The sequence below is a fragment of the Pontibacter korlensis genome, assembly GCF_000973725.1.
Lineage (GTDB): Bacteria > Bacteroidota > Bacteroidia > Cytophagales > Hymenobacteraceae > Pontibacter > Pontibacter korlensis.
Genome location: NZ_CP009621.1, coordinates 1,967,866 through 1,985,524 on the forward strand (window position 1 = coordinate 1,967,866; position 17,659 = coordinate 1,985,524).

Sequence of the window (17,659 nt, forward strand, 5' to 3'; positions counted from 1 at the left end):
GAACCATGGCGGAAGATCTGCAAAAACAAAATCAAATAAACATCGAGCTGTCTGAAGAGGTAGCGGAGGGAGAGTATGCTAACTTAGCTATGATCGCCCACTCGAGCAGCGAGTTTGTGATTGATTTTATAAGATTGATGCCAGGTCTGCCTAAAGCTAAAGTAAAATCAAGAGTAGTTATCACACCAGAGCATGCCAAAAGACTTTTGGCTGCTCTGGCAGATAATGTCCAAAAATTTGAAGCAAGCTTTGGTGAAATAAAGCAGACACAAGGCGCTCCTTCTTTCCCGATGAACTTTGGAGGAACAGTAGGAGAGGCCTAAGGTACAGAGAATTAATGTTTTAAAATTTTGAAAATGCAAAGTGAATTTTATACCTTTGCAGACCAAAATTTTAAGTAGAAAAATCTATAATTAACAGCTAGTAAATGCCTACTATACAGCAATTAGTAAGAAAAGGTAGAGAAAAGTTGACTTTCAAGTCAAAGTCTCCTGCCTTAGATTCATGCCCACAGCGCCGTGGTGTATGTACTAGAGTATATACAACTACGCCAAAGAAGCCAAACTCTGCGATGCGTAAAGTAGCCAGGGTAAGACTTACAAATGGTAAAGAAGTTAACGCCTACATCCCAGGTGAAGGTCATAACCTTCAGGAGCACTCAATTGTGCTAATCAGAGGCGGTAGAGTAAAAGACCTTCCAGGTGTACGTTACCACATCGTACGTGGTGCCTTGGATACTGCCGGTGTAAACGGTCGTCTTCAGTCACGCTCTAAGTATGGTGCTAAGAGACCTAAACCAGGACAGGCTCCGGCTGCTGCAAAAGGTAAAAAGAAATAATTCATAGAGTTTTAATACAATGAGAAAAGCAAAGCCTAAAAGTAGAATACTCCTTCCTGATCCAAAATATAAAGAGACATTAGTAACACGTTTCGTAAACTACCTGATGGAAGATGGTAAGAAAAGTGTTGCTTATGGTATCTTCTATGATGCTGTAGAACTAGTAGAGCAAAGAACTAAAGAAAACGGTCTTGAAACTTGGAAGAAGGCGTTGAACAACATCATGCCAAGCGTCGAAGTGAAAAGCCGCAGGGTAGGGGGTGCTACTTTCCAAGTGCCGACTGAGGTTCGTCCGGACCGCAGAGTATCTCTTGGTATCAAGTGGATGATATCATACGCTCGCAAGAGAGGTGAGAAGACAATGAAAGACAGATTAGCAGGTGAAATTATTGCAGCTGCTAAAGGTGAAGGTGCGGCCGTTAAGAAAAAAGACGATACGCATAGAATGGCAGAAGCGAACAAAGCATTCTCTCACTTTAGATTCTAACTTATGAATACTCGCGACTTAAAATACACAAGAAACATTGGTATCGCCGCTCACATCGATGCTGGTAAGACAACTACCACAGAGCGTATCCTTTACTATGCTGGTGTAAGCCACAAAATAGGAGAGGTACACGATGGTGCAGCAACCATGGACTGGATGGAGCAGGAGCAAGAAAGAGGTATCACTATCACTTCTGCTGCTACAACAGTTAGCTGGCCATACAGAGGTCAGAATTACCACATCAATATCATTGACACTCCAGGTCACGTGGACTTTACTGTAGAGGTAAACCGCTCCCTGCGTGTTCTTGATGGTCTGGTATTCTTGTTCTCGGCTGTAGACGGCGTAGAGCCTCAGTCTGAGACAAACTGGCGTCTGGCAGACAACTACAAAGTTGCACGTATAGGTTTCGTTAACAAGATGGACCGTTCAGGTGCTGACTTCCTTGCTGTATGTAAGCAGGTGAAGGAAATGCTTGGAAGCAACGCCGTAGCGCTTCAGCTGCCAATCGGTTCTGAAGATAACTTCAGAGGCGTAGTCGACTTAGTAAACAACCGCGGTATCATCTGGAATGAGGAAGATAAAGGGATGACCTTCACTGAAGTTCCTATTCCTGATGATATGGTTGAGGAAGCTGCTGAATACAGAGAGAAACTGTTGGAAGCTGTAGCTGAGTATGACGAAACTTTGATGGAGAAGTACTTTGAGGATCCAGACTCTATTACTGAGGATGAGATCGTTGCTGCGCTTCGTGCTGCTACAATAGACATGGCGATTGTTCCTATGCTTTGTGGTTCGTCTTTCAAAAACAAAGGTGTACAGACAATGCTTGATTATGTTATGGCATTGATTCCGTCTCCTCTGGATAGAGATAACATCAAAGGTACAAACCCAGATACAGGTGCTGAGATTTCTCGTAAGCCAAGCTACGATGAGCCTTTTGCAGGTCTGGCGTTCAAAATCGCAACTGACCCTTATGTAGGTCGTCTGTGCTTCGTACGTGCTTATTCAGGTGTTCTTGAATCAGGTTCATACGTGTTCAACACACGTTCAAATAATAAAGAGCGTATCTCCCGTATCTTCCAGATGCACGCAAATAAGCAAAACCAGATCGAAAGACTGGGTGCTGGTGACATCGGTGCGGTAGTAGGCTTCAAAGATATCAAGACTGGAGATACACTTTGTGATCAAAATGCAAAGATTGTACTTGAGTCTATGGAATTCCCAGAGCCAGTTATTGGATATGCTATCGAGCCAAAGTCTCAAGCTGACTCTGACAAGATGGGTATGGCTATTGCCAAGCTTATCGAGGAAGACCCAACTCTTCAGGTAAACACTGATGAGGAAACAGGTCAGACAATCCTTCGTGGTATGGGTGAGCTTCACCTGGAGATTATCATCGACCGTATGAAGCGTGAGTTCAAGGTTGAACTGAACCAAGGTGCTCCGCAGGTGGCTTACAAAGAAACAATCACTAAGAAGGTTGAGCACCGTGAGGTATTCAAGAAGCAGTCTGGTGGTCGTGGTAAGTTTGCCGATATCGTGTTCGAAATGGGACCACGTGAGGATGGCAAGCAAGGACTTGAGTTTGAAAACGCTATCGTGGGTGGTGTAATTCCTAGAGAATTCATCCCTGCTGTTCAGAAAGGCTTCGAAGAGGCGATGAAGAACGGTATTCTAGCTGGATTCCCAGTAGACTCAATGAAAGTACGTCTGTTCCACGGCTCATTCCACGATGTTGACTCTGACTCACTTTCATTCGAACTTGCTGCACGTCAAGGCTTCAAAGAGGCTGGTAAGCAGTGTGCTCCTAAGCTTCTTGAGCCAATCATGGCTGTAGACGTTGTTACTCCAGATGAATATACTGGTCCTGTAACAGGCGACTTGAACAGAAGAAGAGGTATCATGAAAGGTATGGATACAAAAGGTACTTCAACAGTAGTGAAAGCTGACGTTCCACTTTCTGAATTGTTTGGTTATGTTACAGACCTTCGTACAATTACTTCTGGTAGAGCAACTGCATCGCTTACTTTCTCTCACTATGAGCAGGTACCGCAAAACTTAGCAGATGCTATCATTGCCAAAATCAAGGGAACAGCAGCAAAATAGTAGTATAAGATGAATCAGAAAATTAGAATAAAGCTTAAGTCTTACGATCACAATCTGGTAGATAAATCTTCAGAGAAAATTGTGAAAGCTGTTAAGGCAACAGGTGCCATAGTAAGCGGCCCAATTCCTCTTCCAACAGAGAAGGATAAATTTACAGTTCTTCGTTCACCACACGTGAACAAGAAGTCTCGCGAGCAGTTTCAGCTTTGCACTTACAAGAGATTGGTAGATATTTACTCTACAAGCTCTAAAACAGTAGATGCGCTGATGAAGCTAGAATTGCCAAGCGGTGTAGATGTTGAAATCAAAGTTTGATAACAACATAGAAGATAGAAAAGAGGAGGGCGAAAGTTCTCCTCTTTTTTTATACCTGCTTGAGAATAAATATTTTAGAGAAAGCTTGAAAAGAAAGAGAAAAAATTATTAACTTTGCACTCCCTTAGCGAAAATAGGGGACAAGGAATTATTGTATCCATCTCTAAACAAAAGTTGAATGCCTGGAATTATCGGTAAAAAAATCGGAATGACAAGCCTCTTCACAGCAGATGGTAAATACACACCAGTAACGCTTATCCAAGCAGGTCCGTGTGTAGTTACTCAGGTGAAGACGGTTGAGAATGACGGCTACGCTGCAGTGCAGATTGGCTATGGTGACAAGAAACTCAAGAGAGTAACGAAAGCGGAAGCTGGTCATTATCAGAAAGCTAATACTGCTCCAAAGAAAAAGGTAGCTGAGTTTGATGTTGAAGGTGCTTCCTTCAACCTAGGTGATGTAGTTGATACATCCCTTTTTGAGGAAGGCGAATTCGTAGATGTAGTTGGTACATCTAAGGGTAAAGGCTTCCAAGGTGTTGTAAAACGCCACAACTTTGCTGGTGTTGGTGGCCAAACTCACGGCCAGCACAACAGAGCTAGACACCCAGGTTCAATCGGTGCATGCTCTTGGCCATCAAGAGTATTCAAAGGTATGCGCATGGCGGGTAGAATGGGTGGAAACAGAGTGAAGATCCAAAACCTGACTGTTCTTCGCGTTGTAGCTGAAAGAAACCTAATTGTTGTTAGTGGCTCTGTTCCTGGTGCCAGAAATTCTTACGTGTTAATTGAGAAATAAAATGGAGCTCTCTGTATTAAATATTAAAGGTGAAGATACAGGCAGAAAAGTAACTCTTTCTGATGCTGTTTTTGGTTTAGAGCCAAACGAGCATGCCATGTATCTTGACGTGAAGCAGTACTTGGCTAACCAAAGACAAGGTACGCACAAGTCTAAAGAGCGTAACGAGGTAGCCGGTTCTACAAAGAAGATCAAGAAGCAAAAAGGTACAGGCGGTGCCCGTGCTGGTAGCATAAAATCTCCTGTATTTGTTGGTGGTGGCCGAGTATTTGGTCCAAAACCAAGAAACTACAGCTTCAAACTGAACAAGAAACTGAAAAGAGTAGCTCGTTTATCTGCACTTTCTCTGTTAGCACGTGATAACCGTGTTGCTCTGGTTGAGTCATTCACACTGGATGCTCCGAAAACGAAAGAGTTCAGAGGAATACTTAACAACCTGCAGACAACTGGAAAAACTCTGATTGTGTTGCCAGCTGTAGATAAGAACATCGTGCTTTCAGGAAGAAACCTGCCAAAGGTAAAAGTTTCTACCGTGAAAGACGTGAATACTTATGACCTGCTGAACACAGAAAAACTTGTTCTTGTTGAGCAATCAGTAAATGAATTAGAAAACCTCTTTAGCGCGAAATAATGAACGTTCTGAAAAGACCAATTATTACAGAGAAATACGCTGCCTTGAACGAGGTTGGGAAATATGCTTTTGAGGTAGGAAGAAATGCCAACAAAGTAGAGATCAAAAAGGCAGTTGAAAAATTGTATGGCGTAACCGTAGAGAAAGTAGCAACAATGCGCTCGATCGGTAAGAAAAAGACTAAATACACAAAGTCTGGAGCTGTTACAGGCCGTACATCTCTGATCAAAAAAGCAGTAGTAACCCTGAAAGAGGGTGAAGTGATAGACTTTTACAGCGGCATATAATTAAGTTAAAATGGCTTTAAAAAAGTTAAGACCAATAACACCAGGTCAAAGATTTAGAGTAGCCCCAGCATTTGATGAAATAACATCAACTACTCCAGAGAAATCTTTGTTGGCACCTCTTACAAAATCTGGTGGACGTAACAACTCAGGTAGAATGACTATGCGCTATATGGGCGGTGGTCATAAGAGAAAGTACAGAGTAATTGACTTCAAGCGTACTAAGCATGGTGTTCCTGCTACGGTGAAGACAATCGAGTACGATCCAAATAGAACAGCTCGTATTGCGCTGCTTCACTACGCTGATGGAGAGAAAACATATATCATTGCACCGGCAGGTCTGCAGGTAGGAACTGTAGTTAACTCTGGTCCTGGTATAGCTCCGGAAGTTGGTAACTGCTTACCTCTTTCTGATATTCCTCTAGGTACAATCATCCACAACATTGAGCTTCAGCCAGGTGCTGGTGCTACACTAGCTAGAAGTGCAGGTTCTTATGCGCAGCTGGTTGCCCGTGAGGGTCGCTATGCTACCATCAAACTTCCTTCTGGTGAGTTAAGAATGGTTCTTGTTAACTGTTCTGCCACTGTGGGTACAGTTTCCAACGCTGAGCATATGAATGTGAAGCTAGGGAAAGCTGGACGTAACAGATGGTTGGGCAAACGTCCTCGCGTTCGTGGTGTTGCTATGAACCCAGTAGATCACCCTATGGGTGGTGGTGAAGGTAAGTCTTCAGGCGGTCACCCACGCTCACGTAAAGGCCTATATGCTAAAGGTCTTAAGACGAGAAACAAGAACAAGTATTCTGAGAAGCTTATAGTTAATAGAGGAAAGAAATAGTAAATGGCTAGATCATTAAAAAAAGGGCCTTATATTGACTTTAGGCTCGAGAAGAAAGTAACTGTGATGAACGAGGCAGGCAAAAAGTCTGTTATCAAAACCTGGTCTCGTAGATCTATGATTTCACCTGATTTCGTTGGTCACACTTTCGCAGTTCACAATGGGAATAAATTTATCCCTGTTTATGTTACTGAAAACATGGTAGGACATAAGCTTGGTGAATTTGCTCCAACAAGAAACTTTAGAGGTCACATTGCTAAGAAAGATAAAGGCAAGCGTTAATAATGGAAGCAGTAGCAAAACTTAGAAATGTCCCTACCTCTCCTCGTAAAATGAGAATGGTAGCAGACTTAGTACGCGGTAAAAGCGTATCAAAAGCTCTTGGTATTCTGAAATTTGAAGCCAATGCTGGTGCAGCCAAAGTTGAGAAACTTGTTTTATCGGCTTTAGCAAACTGGCAGCAGAAAAATGAAGATGCTCGCATCGAAGAAGCAAACCTTTACATCAAGACAATCTTTGTAGATGAAGGTAAAATGCTGAAGCGTCTTCGTCCAGCTCCACAGGGCCGTGGTTACAGAATCAGAAAAAGATCAAACCATGTAACTCTGGTAATTGACAGCATGACAGAGGAGCAGTTAGAGCAGCAGTCAAAGAAATCTAAAAAAGCCAACAAGTAAGAAATATGGGACAGAAAGTTAATCCGATAGGTTTTCGACTAGGTGTTATCAAAGGTTGGGATTCTAACTGGTATGGCGGCAAAGATTTCGCTGAGAAGCTGATCGAAGACGAGAAAATCAGAAAATATATACTAGCTCGTATCCCTAAAGGCGGTATTTCTAAAATTATAATTGAGAGAACGCTTAAGCGCATTACTATTACAATCAATACTGCAAGACCAGGTGTTGTAATCGGTAAAGGCGGTCAGGAAGTAGATAAGATTAAAGAAGAGCTTAAGAAGCTTACTAACAAGGATATTCAAATCAATATCTTTGAAATTAAGCGTCCTGAGTTAGATGCCAAGCTAGTTGGTGAGTCAATTGCTCAGCAGCTACAGGCTCGTATCTCTTTCCGCCGTGCTATGAAGCAAGCTATTGCTTCTGCGCTACGTGTTGGTGCCGAGGGTATCAAAGTTCAGGTTTCTGGACGTCTTGGTGGTGCTGAAATGGCTAGAACAGAGCACTACAAAGAAGGTAGAACTCCTCTTCATACATTGCGTGCGGATATCGACTACGCTTTGTCTGAGGCACAAACAGTGTATGGTAAACTAGGTATCAAAGTTTGGATCTTCAAAGGTGAGGTTTATGGTAAGAAAGATCTTACTCCGAACGCTGGCCTTGAAAGCAAAGGACCTGGTTCAGCCTCTGGCGACAGACGTGGTGGAAACCGCAACAAAAAAGGTGAAGGTGCACCTAAGCGTAAGCGTCGTCAATAATCGAGTGTTAACATTATAAGTTTTAGAAAATGTTACAGCCTAGAAGGACTAAATTTAGAAAAATGCAAAAAGGCCGCGTAAAGGGTCTGGCTCACAGAGGCAGCTCTATTGCGTTTGGTTCTTTCGCTATAAAGTCTCTTGAATCTACATGGATTACGTCTCGCCAAATTGAGGCTGCTCGTATTGCCATGACAAGAGCGATGAAACGTGAGGGTCAAGTTTGGATCCGTATTTTCCCTGACAAACCTATTACAAAGAAGCCTGCTGAGGTTCGTATGGGTAAGGGTAAAGGTTCTCCTGAATATTGGGTAGCAGTGGTTAAGCCAGGTACAATCATGTTTGAATCTGATGGTGTACCTCTGGAAGTAGCAAAAGAGTCTTTGAGACTTGCTGCACAGAAACTGCCAGTAAAAACAAAGTTTGTAGTACGTAGAGATTACGTTGAGAAATAAAATGAAAAATTCAGAGATAACAGCTTTATCTGCGGAAGAACTGCAAGATAAGCTTAACACTGAGAGAGCTAACCTGCAGAACATGCGTTTTGCTCATGCTATATCTCCACTGGAGAACCCAATGAAAATCCGCGAGACGAAGCGCTTGATCGCTCGACTGAGTACAGAAGTTCGTCGTCGTGAAATTGAAGCTAACTCTTAATACTGATTAAGATCATGGAGAGAAACCTAAGAAAAGAAAGAAGCGGTAAGGTTGTTAGCAATAAGATGGACAAGTCTATTACTGTACTAGTGGAGAGCAGAATGAAGCACCCAATGTATGGTAAGTTTGTTAGCAAATCTACCAAGTTCATGGCTCACGACGAGAACAACGAGTGCAACATCGGCGATGTAGTTCGCATTCAAGAAACGCGTCCTCTCAGCAAGAACAAGAAATGGCGTTTAGTAGAAATCATAGAAAGGGCTAAGTAAAATGATACAGCAGGAATCAAGACTAAGTGTAGCTGACAACAGCGGTGCTAAAGAAGTTCTTTGCATCCGTGTATTGGGCGGTACTGGTAAAAAGTATGCCTCTGTTGGTGATAGAATCGTTGTAACTGTTAAGTCTGCCCTTTCTTCTGGAAACGTTAAAAAGGGAACTGTTTCGAAAGCAGTTATTGTAAGAACTAAGAAAGAGGTTAGAAGAAAAGACGGTTCATATATCCGTTTCGACGATAATGCCGCTGTTCTTTTGAACGCAAACAACGAGCCACGTGGCACTCGTATCTTCGGCCCAGTTGCACGTGAACTTCGTGAAAAGCAATTCATGAAAATTGTTTCGTTAGCGCCTGAAGTTCTATAACTACAAATTCAGATTAAAATGAATAAGAAAAAACTTCATGTAAAGACTGGCGATACAGTAAAAGTAATAGCCGGTGACGAGCGCGGCAAGACTGGCCGCATTATCGCTGTGAACCTAGAAAAGCAGAGAGTTACTATTGAAGGCCTTAACCTTGTAACTAAGCACGCGAAACCAAGTGCTCAGAACCCACAGGGTGGCATCAATAAAGTAGAAGCTCCTATTCACGCTAGCAATGTTGTACTTGTAGACCCAAAGTCTGGTGAGGCAACTAAGGCTGCTAGAAGAAAGAACAGCGAAGGTAAAACAGAGCGTTATTCTAAAAAGACAGGAGAAGTAATCTAAGATGGCAACCACAAGATTAAAAGAGAAATATCAGAACGAGGTAGTGCCTGCCTTGAAAGAGAAGTTCCAGTATAAGAACATCATGGAGGTGCCTAAGATCACTAAAATTTCTATCAACAAAGGTATCGGTGCTGCCGTTGCTGACAAAAAGTTGGTAGATATTGGCGTGGACGAATTGACTACTATCACTGGTCAGAAGGCTGTTCCAACAATCGCGAAGAAGTCGGTTTCGAACTTCAAGCTTCGTGAGGGCATGCCAATTGGCGCACGCGTTACCTTGAGAGGCGAAAGAATGTACGAATTCCTGGATCGTCTGCTAACTGTGGCTCTTCCACGTGTACGTGACTTCAGAGGTGTAAATGACAAAGGCTTTGATGGCCGTGGCAACTACACACTGGGTGTTAAGGAGCAGATCATCTTCCCAGAAATCAGCATCGACAAGATCAAAGCTATTTCTGGTATGGACATAACTTTCGTTACAACAGCTAAAACTGACGAAGAGAGCTACGAACTGCTAAAAGCATTCGGTATGCCATTCGCTAATATCAAGAAATAACCATGGCAAGAGAAGCAGTAAAAGCTAGAGAGCTTAAAAGAGAAAAACTTGTAGCCAAGTATGCTGCAAAGAGAGCTGAGCTAAAAGCCAAAGGTGATTATGAGGCGCTGGATAAGCTGCCTCGTAACGCATCTCCTGTAAGACTTCACAACCGTTGTAAGCTTACTGGTAGACCAAGAGGATATATGAGAAAGTTTGGTATTTCTCGTGTAACTTTCAGAGAGTTGGCTTCAGCTGGTAAAATTCCTGGTGTTACAAAAGCGAGCTGGTAATTTTTTAGGATTCTCATTAAGAATCTTAAAAAGATATTAGTATCTTTGCCCCTCGCTTAGATAAAGCATTCATTATTACATTCATTCATAATGAACACAGATCCAATAGCAGATTATTTAACTAGAGTGCGTAACGCTATCAAAGCGAACCACAGAATAGTTGAGATACCATCTAGCAAGATAAAGAGAGAGATCACAAAAGTATTGTACGAAAAAGGGTATATTCAAAGCTATAAGTTTGATGACTCTAGCGTACAAGGCACGATTAAAATAGCTCTGAAGTACAACCCTAACACTAAGCAATCTGCTATTGTGAAACTGGAGAGGGTAAGTAAGCCAGGGCTTCGTAAATACACTGGCACTGAGAACTTGCCAAGGGTATTGAACGGCCTTGGTGTAGCCATTTTGTCTACATCTAAGGGTGTAATGACAGAGAAAGAGGCTAAGTCACTGAATGTAGGTGGCGAGGTGTTATGTTATGTATATTAATAGGAGGATAGACAATGTCACGTATAGGAAAATTGCCAATCACCCTGCCTAACAATACACAAGTTACCATCGGTGATAACAATGTAGTAACGGTTAAAGGCCCTAAGGGTGAACTTTCTACTACTATAGACAAGGATATGATTGTGAAGCAGGACGACAACGTTATTGTTGTTGAGCGCCCAACTGAGCAGAAGCGTCATAAAGCTATGCACGGTCTTTACAGAGCCTTGATCAATAATATGGTTGTAGGTGTTAGCCAAGGCTATAAAGAGCAGCTAGAGCTAGTTGGTGTTGGTTACAAAGCTTCAGTTCAGGGGTCAACTCTAGAACTGTCTTTAGGTTACTCACACAACATCTACATGAGCTTGCCGAATGAAGTAACAGCTACTGCTGTTACTGAGAAAGGTAAGAACCCGATTGTAACGCTGGAGAGCAACGACAAACAATTAATTGGTCAAGTTGCTGCTAAAATCAGATCGCTGCGTAAGGTTGAGCCATATAAAGGTAAGGGTATCCGCTTCGTAGGAGAAGTTATCAGAAGAAAAGCTGGTAAGACAGCGTCTAAATAATCGTCATCATGTCTACTAATAAAATAAGCAGAAGACTAAGAATTAAGCAGGGTATCAGAAATAAGGTTTCTGGTACCTCTGAAAGGCCAAGACTAACTGTGTTCCGTAGCAATAAAGCTATCTATGCACAGCTAGTTGATGATACTACTGGTGTGACACTAGCGGCTGCCTCTTCAGTTAAACTTGATGATGCAAAAGCCAACATTGAAACTGCTGGTAAGGTTGGTACAGCTATTGCTGAGCAAGCATTGGCTAAAGGTATCTCACAGGTTGTTTTCGATCGTAACGGCTACCTTTATCACGGTAAAGTAAAATCATTGGCAGAAGGCGCTCGTGAAGCTGGCCTTAAATTCTAAATAATATGTTGAAGAATAATATACGTAGCGTAAAGGCAAGCGAAATCGAACTTAAGGAGAGAGTAGTAGCCATTAACCGTGTAGCCAAGGTTGTTAAGGGTGGTAGAAGATTTAGCTTCGCTGCCATCGTGGTAGTTGGTGATGGTAATGGTGTTGTTGGTTACGGCCTTGGTAAGGCTAACGAAGTAACTGACGCTATTGCTAAAGGTATTGACGATGCGAAGAAGAATCTTGTAAAGGTTCCTGTGTATCATAACACAGTTCCTCACGCTATCGAAGGAAAATACTCAGGTGGTTTTGTACTAGTTAAACCAGCAGCTCCAGGTACTGGTGTTATCGCTGGTGGTGCAATGCGTGCTGTATTGGAAAGTGCAGGTATCAAAGACGTACTTTGCAAGTCTAAAGGTTCTTCTAACCCACACAACGTGGTAAAAGCAACTTTCGACGCTCTTTCTAAAATGCGTGATCCTTTGGCGGTAGCTCAGCAGCGCGGTGTTAATTTACAGAAAGTATTCAACGGATAATTGAAATGGCTAAAGTAACTATCACTCAAGTTAAGAGCATTATCGATAGACCTAAGAACCAGAAGTTGACTATCAAAGCTCTTGGTTTAGGTAAGATAAGCAAATCAGTATCTGTTGAGTATACTCCTCAGATTGCTGGCATGGTAAAGAAAGTCCACAATTTGGTAGAAGTAAAAGAACAATAATCATGTACTTACAATCTTTAAAACCTGCAGAAGGTTCTGTTAAAGCCAGAAAGCGTATAGGTAGAGGTACTGGTTCAGGTAGAGGTGGTACTTCTACTCGTGGACATAAAGGTGCTAAATCTCGCTCAGGCTACTCACAGAAGGCCGGCTTCGAAGGTGGTCAGATGCCACTTCAGAGACGTGTTCCTAAGTATGGCTTTAAGAACATTAACAGAGTTGAGTATAAAGCTATCAACTTAGATGTTATTCAGGCTCTTGCTGAGTCAACAAATGAGACAGTGTTGAACTTTGATTTCTTCAGAGCTCATGGTCTTGTACAAAAGAACGATAAGGTTAAGATTTTGGGTAGAGGAGAGGTTAACAAAGCTGTTGAGGTTCATGCTCATGCTTTCTCTGGATCTGCATCATCATCAATTGAAAAAGCAGGCGGTAAAACAGTCGCTCTTTAATCAGTAGGAGGTATGAAGAAGTTTATAACAACTTTAAAGAACATTTTCGCTATAGAGGATCTAAGAGTCAGAATTCTGAACACTCTTTTCTTCATAGCTATATTCAGACTTGGTTCTTTTGTTGTTTTGCCAGGCGTTGATCCTAATCAGCTGCAGGATAACACATCCGGTATTTTCGGTTTGTTAGATACTTTCTTAGGTGGGGCATTTAGTAATGCTTCCATCTTTGCTTTAGGTATCATGCCTTATATATCAGCTTCTATCGTACTCCAACTGTTAACTATTGCTGTACCTTATTTCCAAAAAATGCAGAAGGAGGGTGAATCTGGTAGAAAGAAAATCAACCAGATCACTCGAGTTCTGACAATAGTAATCACCTTGGCGCAAGCTGTAGGATTTGTTGCTACGATCAATGCTGAGGCTATAGCGATTAATACAACATTATTTACTATCACCTCCATGATAGTACTTACTTCAGGCACAGTTTTCTGTATGTGGCTTGGAGAGAAGATCACAGACAAAGGTATAGGTAATGGTATATCAATGCTTATCATGATAGGTATTGTATCCAGATTCCCTGGTGCTATTGTAGCAGAATTCTTATCAAAGCAATTGAATGGAGCACTTCTTTTCTTGTTTGAGATATTAGTTCTGTTCCTAGTTGTAATGTCTGTTGTGATGTTGACACAGGCTGTGCGAAGAATACCAGTACAGTATGCAAAGCAAGTAGGCACAAGCTCACTATATAGCGGACAACGTCAGTTTATCCCTCTGAAGGTGAATGCTGCTGGTGTAATGCCAATCATCTTTGCTCAGTCTCTTATGTTCTTGCCATCTATGATTGCTTCTATCTGGGCAGACTCTAGTGAGACAGCGAATTATATCGGAGCTACTTTCTCTGATTTTACCTCGTGGCAGTACAATGTTGTTTTTGGTTTGTTGATCCTTGTATTTACCTATTTCTATACTGCAATTAGTGTAAATCCAAACCAAATCGCAGATGACCTGAAGCGTAGTGGTGGTTTTGTTCCTGGTGTAAAGCCTGGTCTTGCTACCTCAGAGTATATAGATGCTATCTTAACAAAGATCACGCTTCCAGGTGCTATTTATCTTGCTTTAGTTGCTATCTTCCCTGCTATAGCGATGCTTTTCGGAGTAACAAGAGAGTTTTCTCAGTTCTTTGGCGGAACGTCGCTTCTGATCATGGTAGGTGTAGTACTTGATACTCTTAAGCAAGTTGAAAGCTACCTACTTATGCGCCACTATGATGGTATGATGAAATCAGGAAAGCTTCGTGGCAGAACTGAAAACATCGCCATGGTATCCTAATCGATGATAATTTATAAAACTGAAGAAGATATTGAGTTAATTCGCCAGAGTGCTTTGATCCTAAGCAAAGCACATGGCGAAATTGCTCGTCTTATCAAACCAGGTGTTTCAACTCTTCAACTAGATAAGCTAGCTGAAGAGTTTATACATGATAATGGAGGTAAGCCTTCATTCAAAAACTATAACGGTTTTCCTTATAGTTTATGCATTTCTGTCAACTCTGTAGTTGTACATGGCATGCCTAGTAACTATACTTTGAACGAAGGCGATGTCATTTCTGTTGACTGTGGAGTTTACAAAAATGGCTTCCACAGTGATTGTGCATATACTCATGCTGTTGGAGAAGTTAGTCCTGAAGTCTCTAAGCTTTTAGAAGTTACTAAAGAGTCTCTGTACTTAGGACTTGAGAAGGCTGTGGTAGGTAACAGACTCGGAGATGTAAGTTATACAATACAAGATCATGCCGAGTCTAATGGATTCACGATAGTTCGTGAACTTGTTGGGCATGGTATTGGACGTAACTTACATGAGTCACCTGAAGTACCTAACTATGGAAAACGTGGCCAAGGTGTAAAACTACAGGATGGTTTAGTGATTGCTGTAGAGCCTATGGTCAATCTTGGGACAAGGCATATTGTGCAGGAGGATGATGGTTGGACTATCAGGACCAAAGACAATAAACCTTCGGCCCATTTTGAGCATACAGTTGTAGTTCGTAAGGATAAGGCTGAGATATTAACAACTTTTGATTATATAGAACAAGCTAAAAAATCATAAATGGCAAAACAGTCATCCATAGAGCAAGACGGAACTATCGTAGAGGCTTTGTCTAACGCCATGTTTCGAGTTGAGCTTGAAAATGGCCATCAGGTAGTAGCTCATATCTCTGGCAAAATGCGCATGAATTATATCAAAATTCTACCAGGTGACAGAGTTAAGTTGGAAATGTCTCCTTATGATCTTACTAAAGGCAGAATTGTTTACCGATATAAATAAATCCAATGAAAGTTAAAGCATCAGTAAAAAAGAGAAGTGCTGAATGTAAAGTAATCCGCCGTAAGGGGAAGCTTTACGTGATCAACAAAAAGAATCCAAGATATAAACAAAGACAAGGTTAATTAAATTTTATGGCTAGATTAGCAGGAGTAGATATTCCGGATAACAAGAGAGGAGAAATCGCCCTTACCTATATTTTTGGTATCGGACGTAGCCTTTCGAAGCAAATTTTGAGCAAAGCCGGGGTGGATCTTGACAAAAAGGTAAAAGACTGGACTGAGGACGAAGCCGGTGAGATTAGAAATATAATTGCTGCAGATGTTAAAACTGAGGGTGTATTAAGATCCGAGGTTCAGCTGCACATTAAGCGTCTTCTTGATATTGGTTGCTACCGTGGATTGAGACACCGTAAAGGATTGCCAGTACGTGGTCAGAGAACTAAGAACAACTCTCGCACAAGAAAAGGTAAGCGTAAGACAGTTGCTAACAAGAAGAAAGCTTCTAAATAATCACTAGATCATGGCTCAGAAAAGAAAAGATAAAGCTAAAAAGCGTGTTGTAGTTGTTGAACCTACTGGCCAAGTACACATCAAAGCTTCTTTCAACAACATTATTATATCAGTAACCAATAACGCAGGACAAGTTATCTCTTGGGCTTCTGCTGGTAAAATGGGCTTTAAGGGTTCTAAAAAGAACACTCCTTATGCTGCACAAATGGCCGCTGCTGACTGCGCAAAGGTTGCTTATGACCTTGGTATGCGTAAAGCAGAAGTTTTTGTTAAAGGTCCAGGTGCAGGTAGAGAGTCTGCCATCCGTACTGTGCAAAACACTGGTATCGAAGTAACAACTATTAAAGATGTTACTCCACTACCACACAACGGATGCCGTCCACCAAAACGCAGAAGAGTTTAATTCCTAAATAGAGAACTAAAATGGCAAGATATACAGGTCCTAAGAGTAAAATCTCAAGACGTTTCAATGAGGAGATTTTCGGCCCAAGCAAAGCGCTGAAAAAGAAAAGCTACCCTCCAGGGCAGCATGGCCGCGGTCGCCGCAAGAAGCAGTCTGAATACGCTATTCAGCTTGCTGAGAAGCAAAAAGCTAAATATATATATGGTGTTCTAGAGAAGCAGTTTGCTAATCTGTTCGACAAAGCTCACAGAAGAGGTGGCATTACAGGTGAAAACCTTCTTGCTCTGCTTGAGTCTAGACTAGATAACACTGTTTACCGTTTGGGTATCGCCCCTACCAGAAGAGCTGCACGTCAGCTTGTATTGCACAAGCACGTTTTAGTTAATGGTGAAATTGTAAACATCCCTTCTTATTCTCTTAAAGTAGGTGATGTTGTGGCTGTACGTGAGAAGTCTAAGTCTCTTGAGGCAATCACTACTAGCTTGACTGTTCGCAATGCTCGTCAGTTTGGTTGGTTAGAGTGGGATGCTAACGAGATGGCTGGTAAGTTTGTGTCTACTCCACAGAGAGACCAAATCCCTGAAAAGATTCAGGAGCAGCTGATCGTCGAGCTTTACTCTAAGTAAGCAGCTTAATCAATTTATAACCTTTAACACTGCAAGTATGTCAATATTAGCATTTCAAATGCCAGAGAAAGTTGTAATGGAAAAAGCCGACGACTTTCATGGATTATTTGAATTCAAGCCGCTTGAAAAAGGTTACGGAGTAACCATCGGTAATGCTCTGCGAAGAATCCTTCTATCTTCTTTGGAAGGATATGCCATAACAAGCATTCGCATTGGTGGTGTACTGCATGAGTTCTCGTCTGTTGAAGGGGTGGTTGAGGATGTATCTGATATTATTCTTAACCTGAAGATGGCTCGCTTCAAAAAAGTAAGCGACGTTGTAGACGAAAGAATCACTGTTTCAATCAGTGGTCAGGATACTTTCAAAGCTGGTGATATCAACAACTTCACTTCTAGCTTCGAAGTGCTGAACCCAGAGCTGGTAATTTGCCACCTGGACCCAAGCGTTAACTTTGAGCTTGAAATGACGATTCAGAAAGGTCGTGGATACGTACCTGCTGATGAGAACAAACCAGCTGAGCAGGTGTTTGGTCAGATTTCTATCGACGCCATCTATACACCTATCAAGAACGTTAAGTTTAGTGTTGAGAACACACGTGTGGAGCAAAAAACCGACTACGAAAAACTAGTTCTTGACATACAAACAGACGGCTCTATTCACCCAGAAGATGCTTTAAAGGGTGCTGCAAACATCCTTATTCAGCACTTCATGCTGTTCTCAGATAATACAATGACTTTTGAGACAGCTAAGCCTGAAGAAGAAGAGGCTGTAGACGAAGAACTGCTGCACATGCGCAAAGTTCTGAAGACACCTCTTCAGGATATGGATCTTTCTGTTCGTGCATACAACTGCTTGAAGGCTGCCGACATCAAAACACTTGGCGACCTAGTGCAGCTTGATATTGCGGACATGATGAAATTCAGAAACTTCGGTAAGAAGTCGTTGACGGAGCTAGAGAACCTAGTTCAGGAGAAAGGTTTGACCTTCGGTATGGACCTTTCTAAATACAAATTAGAGGAAGAGTAATATT

33 protein-coding genes are annotated in these 17,659 nt (G+C 41.9%); all 33 read left to right on the top strand.

Going from position 1 to position 17,659, the window contains the following annotated elements; genetic code table 11:
* Nucleotides 1–5 precede the first annotated feature (5 nt).
* The 33 genes from PKOR_RS08450 (at nucleotide 6) to PKOR_RS08605 (ending at nucleotide 17,655) form a co-directional block, all read left to right on the top strand.
* Nucleotides 6–323, top strand: coding sequence for a DUF3467 domain-containing protein (locus PKOR_RS08450; protein ID WP_046310167.1), 318 nt, complete (start codon nucleotides 6–8; stop codon nucleotides 321–323).
* 104 nt (nucleotides 324–427) lie between these two features.
* Nucleotides 428–838 carry a 30S ribosomal protein S12 gene (gene rpsL, locus PKOR_RS08455; RefSeq protein ID WP_046310168.1) on the top strand — a complete coding sequence of 137 codons (411 nt, stop codon included), beginning with the start codon at nucleotides 428–430 and terminating at the stop codon, nucleotides 836–838.
* Nucleotides 839–857: 19 nt separating this feature from the next.
* Complete coding sequence (gene rpsG / locus PKOR_RS08460; RefSeq protein WP_046310169.1) at nucleotides 858–1,325, top strand: 30S ribosomal protein S7; 468 nt, start codon at nucleotides 858–860, stop codon at nucleotides 1,323–1,325.
* A 3-nt stretch (nucleotides 1,326–1,328) separates the two neighbouring features.
* Nucleotides 1,329–3,434, top strand: coding sequence for an elongation factor G (fusA, locus tag PKOR_RS08465; RefSeq protein ID WP_046310170.1), 2,106 nt, complete (start codon nucleotides 1,329–1,331; stop codon nucleotides 3,432–3,434).
* Nucleotides 3,435–3,443: 9 nt separating this feature from the next.
* On the top strand, nucleotides 3,444–3,749 hold the full coding sequence (rpsJ, locus tag PKOR_RS08470) for a 30S ribosomal protein S10 (protein ID WP_007654312.1): 306 nt from the start codon (nucleotides 3,444–3,446) through the stop codon (nucleotides 3,747–3,749).
* Nucleotides 3,750–3,927: 178 nt separating this feature from the next.
* Nucleotides 3,928–4,545: a 50S ribosomal protein L3 gene (gene rplC, locus PKOR_RS08475; protein ID WP_046310171.1), complete on the top strand. Its 618-nt coding sequence runs from the start codon at nucleotides 3,928–3,930 to the stop codon at nucleotides 4,543–4,545.
* Nucleotide 4,546: 1 nt separating this feature from the next.
* A complete protein-coding gene (rplD, locus tag PKOR_RS08480; protein ID WP_046310172.1) occupies nucleotides 4,547–5,176 on the top strand; it encodes a 50S ribosomal protein L4 in 630 nt (209 codons plus the stop codon).
* A complete protein-coding gene (rplW, locus tag PKOR_RS08485) occupies nucleotides 5,176–5,463 on the top strand; it encodes a 50S ribosomal protein L23 (protein ID WP_046310173.1) in 288 nt (95 codons plus the stop codon). The genes rplD and rplW overlap by 1 nt, the downstream gene beginning before the upstream one ends.
* A 10-nt stretch (nucleotides 5,464–5,473) precedes the next feature.
* On the top strand, nucleotides 5,474–6,298 hold the full coding sequence (gene rplB, locus PKOR_RS08490; protein ID WP_046310174.1) for a 50S ribosomal protein L2: 825 nt from the start codon (nucleotides 5,474–5,476) through the stop codon (nucleotides 6,296–6,298).
* 3 nt (nucleotides 6,299–6,301) lie between these two features.
* A complete protein-coding gene (gene rpsS, locus PKOR_RS08495; protein ID WP_025609055.1) occupies nucleotides 6,302–6,580 on the top strand; it encodes a 30S ribosomal protein S19 in 279 nt (92 codons plus the stop codon).
* A 2-nt stretch (nucleotides 6,581–6,582) separates the two neighbouring features.
* Nucleotides 6,583–6,975 (top strand): 50S ribosomal protein L22, encoded by a 393-nt coding sequence (rplV, locus tag PKOR_RS08500; RefSeq protein ID WP_046310175.1) that lies wholly within the window; start codon nucleotides 6,583–6,585, stop codon nucleotides 6,973–6,975.
* Between the two features lie 5 nt (nucleotides 6,976–6,980).
* Nucleotides 6,981–7,730: a 30S ribosomal protein S3 gene (gene rpsC, locus PKOR_RS08505; protein ID WP_046310176.1), complete on the top strand. Its 750-nt coding sequence runs from the start codon at nucleotides 6,981–6,983 to the stop codon at nucleotides 7,728–7,730.
* Between the two features lie 29 nt (nucleotides 7,731–7,759).
* A complete protein-coding gene (gene rplP, locus PKOR_RS08510) occupies nucleotides 7,760–8,182 on the top strand; it encodes a 50S ribosomal protein L16 (protein ID WP_046310177.1) in 423 nt (140 codons plus the stop codon).
* Nucleotide 8,183: 1 nt separating this feature from the next.
* Nucleotides 8,184–8,384, top strand: coding sequence for a 50S ribosomal protein L29 (gene rpmC, locus PKOR_RS08515; protein ID WP_046310178.1), 201 nt, complete (start codon nucleotides 8,184–8,186; stop codon nucleotides 8,382–8,384).
* Nucleotides 8,385–8,398: 14 nt separating this feature from the next.
* Entirely contained in the window at nucleotides 8,399–8,653 is a 255-nt protein-coding gene (gene rpsQ, locus PKOR_RS08520) for a 30S ribosomal protein S17 (protein ID WP_046310179.1), read from the top strand.
* Between the two features lies 1 nt (nucleotide 8,654).
* Nucleotides 8,655–9,023, top strand: a complete 369-nt coding sequence (gene rplN / locus PKOR_RS08525; protein WP_025609061.1) for a 50S ribosomal protein L14 — start codon at nucleotides 8,655–8,657, stop codon at nucleotides 9,021–9,023.
* A gap of 18 nt (nucleotides 9,024–9,041) precedes the next feature.
* Complete coding sequence (gene rplX, locus PKOR_RS08530; protein WP_046310180.1) at nucleotides 9,042–9,365, top strand: 50S ribosomal protein L24; 324 nt, start codon at nucleotides 9,042–9,044, stop codon at nucleotides 9,363–9,365.
* 1 nt (nucleotide 9,366) lies between these two features.
* The gene (gene rplE, locus PKOR_RS08535; RefSeq protein ID WP_046310181.1) at nucleotides 9,367–9,921 is read left to right on the top strand and encodes a 50S ribosomal protein L5; all 555 of its coding nucleotides are present in this window, start codon (nucleotides 9,367–9,369) and stop codon (nucleotides 9,919–9,921) included.
* Between the two features lie 2 nt (nucleotides 9,922–9,923).
* Nucleotides 9,924–10,193 (top strand): 30S ribosomal protein S14, encoded by a 270-nt coding sequence (gene rpsN / locus PKOR_RS08540; protein ID WP_046310182.1) that lies wholly within the window; start codon nucleotides 9,924–9,926, stop codon nucleotides 10,191–10,193.
* A gap of 90 nt (nucleotides 10,194–10,283) precedes the next feature.
* The gene (gene rpsH / locus PKOR_RS08545) at nucleotides 10,284–10,682 is read left to right on the top strand and encodes a 30S ribosomal protein S8 (protein ID WP_046310183.1); all 399 of its coding nucleotides are present in this window, start codon (nucleotides 10,284–10,286) and stop codon (nucleotides 10,680–10,682) included.
* A 14-nt stretch (nucleotides 10,683–10,696) separates the two neighbouring features.
* Nucleotides 10,697–11,251 carry a 50S ribosomal protein L6 gene (rplF, locus tag PKOR_RS08550; protein WP_046310184.1) on the top strand — a complete coding sequence of 185 codons (555 nt, stop codon included), beginning with the start codon at nucleotides 10,697–10,699 and terminating at the stop codon, nucleotides 11,249–11,251.
* Nucleotides 11,252–11,259: 8 nt separating this feature from the next.
* Nucleotides 11,260–11,607 carry a 50S ribosomal protein L18 gene (rplR, locus tag PKOR_RS08555; protein WP_046310185.1) on the top strand — a complete coding sequence of 116 codons (348 nt, stop codon included), beginning with the start codon at nucleotides 11,260–11,262 and terminating at the stop codon, nucleotides 11,605–11,607.
* Nucleotides 11,608–11,612: 5 nt separating this feature from the next.
* Nucleotides 11,613–12,131 (top strand): 30S ribosomal protein S5, encoded by a 519-nt coding sequence (rpsE, locus tag PKOR_RS08560; RefSeq protein WP_046310186.1) that lies wholly within the window; start codon nucleotides 11,613–11,615, stop codon nucleotides 12,129–12,131.
* A 5-nt stretch (nucleotides 12,132–12,136) separates the two neighbouring features.
* On the top strand, nucleotides 12,137–12,316 hold the full coding sequence (rpmD, locus tag PKOR_RS08565) for a 50S ribosomal protein L30 (protein ID WP_046310187.1): 180 nt from the start codon (nucleotides 12,137–12,139) through the stop codon (nucleotides 12,314–12,316).
* 2 nt (nucleotides 12,317–12,318) lie between these two features.
* Nucleotides 12,319–12,765, top strand: a complete 447-nt coding sequence (gene rplO, locus PKOR_RS08570) for a 50S ribosomal protein L15 (protein WP_046310188.1) — start codon at nucleotides 12,319–12,321, stop codon at nucleotides 12,763–12,765.
* 12 nt (nucleotides 12,766–12,777) lie between these two features.
* A complete protein-coding gene (secY, locus tag PKOR_RS08575) occupies nucleotides 12,778–14,094 on the top strand; it encodes a preprotein translocase subunit SecY (RefSeq protein ID WP_046310189.1) in 1,317 nt (438 codons plus the stop codon).
* Nucleotides 14,095–14,097: 3 nt separating this feature from the next.
* Nucleotides 14,098–14,871, top strand: coding sequence for a type I methionyl aminopeptidase (map, locus tag PKOR_RS08580; RefSeq protein WP_046310190.1), 774 nt, complete (start codon nucleotides 14,098–14,100; stop codon nucleotides 14,869–14,871).
* Nucleotides 14,872–15,090 (top strand): translation initiation factor IF-1, encoded by a 219-nt coding sequence (infA, locus tag PKOR_RS08585; RefSeq protein WP_025609076.1) that lies wholly within the window; start codon nucleotides 14,872–14,874, stop codon nucleotides 15,088–15,090.
* 5 nt (nucleotides 15,091–15,095) lie between these two features.
* A complete protein-coding gene (rpmJ, locus tag PKOR_RS24055; RefSeq protein ID WP_007654264.1) occupies nucleotides 15,096–15,212 on the top strand; it encodes a 50S ribosomal protein L36 in 117 nt (38 codons plus the stop codon).
* Between the two features lie 9 nt (nucleotides 15,213–15,221).
* Entirely contained in the window at nucleotides 15,222–15,599 is a 378-nt protein-coding gene (gene rpsM / locus PKOR_RS08590) for a 30S ribosomal protein S13 (protein WP_046310191.1), read from the top strand.
* Between the two features lie 10 nt (nucleotides 15,600–15,609).
* Nucleotides 15,610–16,002 carry a 30S ribosomal protein S11 gene (rpsK, locus tag PKOR_RS08595; protein ID WP_046310192.1) on the top strand — a complete coding sequence of 131 codons (393 nt, stop codon included), beginning with the start codon at nucleotides 15,610–15,612 and terminating at the stop codon, nucleotides 16,000–16,002.
* Nucleotides 16,003–16,022: 20 nt separating this feature from the next.
* Nucleotides 16,023–16,628 (top strand): 30S ribosomal protein S4, encoded by a 606-nt coding sequence (gene rpsD / locus PKOR_RS08600; protein WP_046310193.1) that lies wholly within the window; start codon nucleotides 16,023–16,025, stop codon nucleotides 16,626–16,628.
* Between the two features lie 37 nt (nucleotides 16,629–16,665).
* Nucleotides 16,666–17,655 (top strand): DNA-directed RNA polymerase subunit alpha, encoded by a 990-nt coding sequence (locus PKOR_RS08605; RefSeq protein WP_046310194.1) that lies wholly within the window; start codon nucleotides 16,666–16,668, stop codon nucleotides 17,653–17,655.
* Nucleotides 17,656–17,659 lie beyond the last annotated feature (4 nt).

Bases quoted from the DNA above. Each gene is read 5' to 3' on its own strand.
- PKOR_RS08450 (WP_046310167.1), top strand. From the start codon at position 6: ATGGCGGAAGATCTGCAAAAACAAAATCAAATAAACATCGAGCTGTCT.
- rpsL (WP_046310168.1), top strand. From the start codon at position 428: ATGCCTACTATACAGCAATTAGTAAGAAAAGGTAGAGAAAAGTTGACT.
- rpsG (WP_046310169.1), top strand. From the start codon at position 858: ATGAGAAAAGCAAAGCCTAAAAGTAGAATACTCCTTCCTGATCCAAAA.
- fusA (WP_046310170.1), top strand. From the start codon at position 1,329: ATGAATACTCGCGACTTAAAATACACAAGAAACATTGGTATCGCCGCT.
- rpsJ (WP_007654312.1), top strand. From the start codon at position 3,444: ATGAATCAGAAAATTAGAATAAAGCTTAAGTCTTACGATCACAATCTG.
- rplC (WP_046310171.1), top strand. From the start codon at position 3,928: ATGCCTGGAATTATCGGTAAAAAAATCGGAATGACAAGCCTCTTCACA.
- rplD (WP_046310172.1), top strand. From the start codon at position 4,547: ATGGAGCTCTCTGTATTAAATATTAAAGGTGAAGATACAGGCAGAAAA.
- rplW (WP_046310173.1), top strand. From the start codon at position 5,176: ATGAACGTTCTGAAAAGACCAATTATTACAGAGAAATACGCTGCCTTG.
- rplB (WP_046310174.1), top strand. From the start codon at position 5,474: ATGGCTTTAAAAAAGTTAAGACCAATAACACCAGGTCAAAGATTTAGA.
- rpsS (WP_025609055.1), top strand. From the start codon at position 6,302: ATGGCTAGATCATTAAAAAAAGGGCCTTATATTGACTTTAGGCTCGAG.
- rplV (WP_046310175.1), top strand. From the start codon at position 6,583: ATGGAAGCAGTAGCAAAACTTAGAAATGTCCCTACCTCTCCTCGTAAA.
- rpsC (WP_046310176.1), top strand. From the start codon at position 6,981: ATGGGACAGAAAGTTAATCCGATAGGTTTTCGACTAGGTGTTATCAAA.
- rplP (WP_046310177.1), top strand. From the start codon at position 7,760: ATGTTACAGCCTAGAAGGACTAAATTTAGAAAAATGCAAAAAGGCCGC.
- rpmC (WP_046310178.1), top strand. From the start codon at position 8,184: ATGAAAAATTCAGAGATAACAGCTTTATCTGCGGAAGAACTGCAAGAT.
- rpsQ (WP_046310179.1), top strand. From the start codon at position 8,399: ATGGAGAGAAACCTAAGAAAAGAAAGAAGCGGTAAGGTTGTTAGCAAT.
- rplN (WP_025609061.1), top strand. From the start codon at position 8,655: ATGATACAGCAGGAATCAAGACTAAGTGTAGCTGACAACAGCGGTGCT.
- rplX (WP_046310180.1), top strand. From the start codon at position 9,042: ATGAATAAGAAAAAACTTCATGTAAAGACTGGCGATACAGTAAAAGTA.
- rplE (WP_046310181.1), top strand. From the start codon at position 9,367: ATGGCAACCACAAGATTAAAAGAGAAATATCAGAACGAGGTAGTGCCT.
- rpsN (WP_046310182.1), top strand. From the start codon at position 9,924: ATGGCAAGAGAAGCAGTAAAAGCTAGAGAGCTTAAAAGAGAAAAACTT.
- rpsH (WP_046310183.1), top strand. From the start codon at position 10,284: ATGAACACAGATCCAATAGCAGATTATTTAACTAGAGTGCGTAACGCT.
- rplF (WP_046310184.1), top strand. From the start codon at position 10,697: ATGTCACGTATAGGAAAATTGCCAATCACCCTGCCTAACAATACACAA.
- rplR (WP_046310185.1), top strand. From the start codon at position 11,260: ATGTCTACTAATAAAATAAGCAGAAGACTAAGAATTAAGCAGGGTATC.
- rpsE (WP_046310186.1), top strand. From the start codon at position 11,613: ATGTTGAAGAATAATATACGTAGCGTAAAGGCAAGCGAAATCGAACTT.
- rpmD (WP_046310187.1), top strand. From the start codon at position 12,137: ATGGCTAAAGTAACTATCACTCAAGTTAAGAGCATTATCGATAGACCT.
- rplO (WP_046310188.1), top strand. From the start codon at position 12,319: ATGTACTTACAATCTTTAAAACCTGCAGAAGGTTCTGTTAAAGCCAGA.
- secY (WP_046310189.1), top strand. From the start codon at position 12,778: ATGAAGAAGTTTATAACAACTTTAAAGAACATTTTCGCTATAGAGGAT.
- map (WP_046310190.1), top strand. From the start codon at position 14,098: ATGATAATTTATAAAACTGAAGAAGATATTGAGTTAATTCGCCAGAGT.
- infA (WP_025609076.1), top strand. From the start codon at position 14,872: ATGGCAAAACAGTCATCCATAGAGCAAGACGGAACTATCGTAGAGGCT.
- rpmJ (WP_007654264.1), top strand. From the start codon at position 15,096: ATGAAAGTTAAAGCATCAGTAAAAAAGAGAAGTGCTGAATGTAAAGTA.
- rpsM (WP_046310191.1), top strand. From the start codon at position 15,222: ATGGCTAGATTAGCAGGAGTAGATATTCCGGATAACAAGAGAGGAGAA.
- rpsK (WP_046310192.1), top strand. From the start codon at position 15,610: ATGGCTCAGAAAAGAAAAGATAAAGCTAAAAAGCGTGTTGTAGTTGTT.
- rpsD (WP_046310193.1), top strand. From the start codon at position 16,023: ATGGCAAGATATACAGGTCCTAAGAGTAAAATCTCAAGACGTTTCAAT.
- PKOR_RS08605 (WP_046310194.1), top strand. From the start codon at position 16,666: ATGTCAATATTAGCATTTCAAATGCCAGAGAAAGTTGTAATGGAAAAA.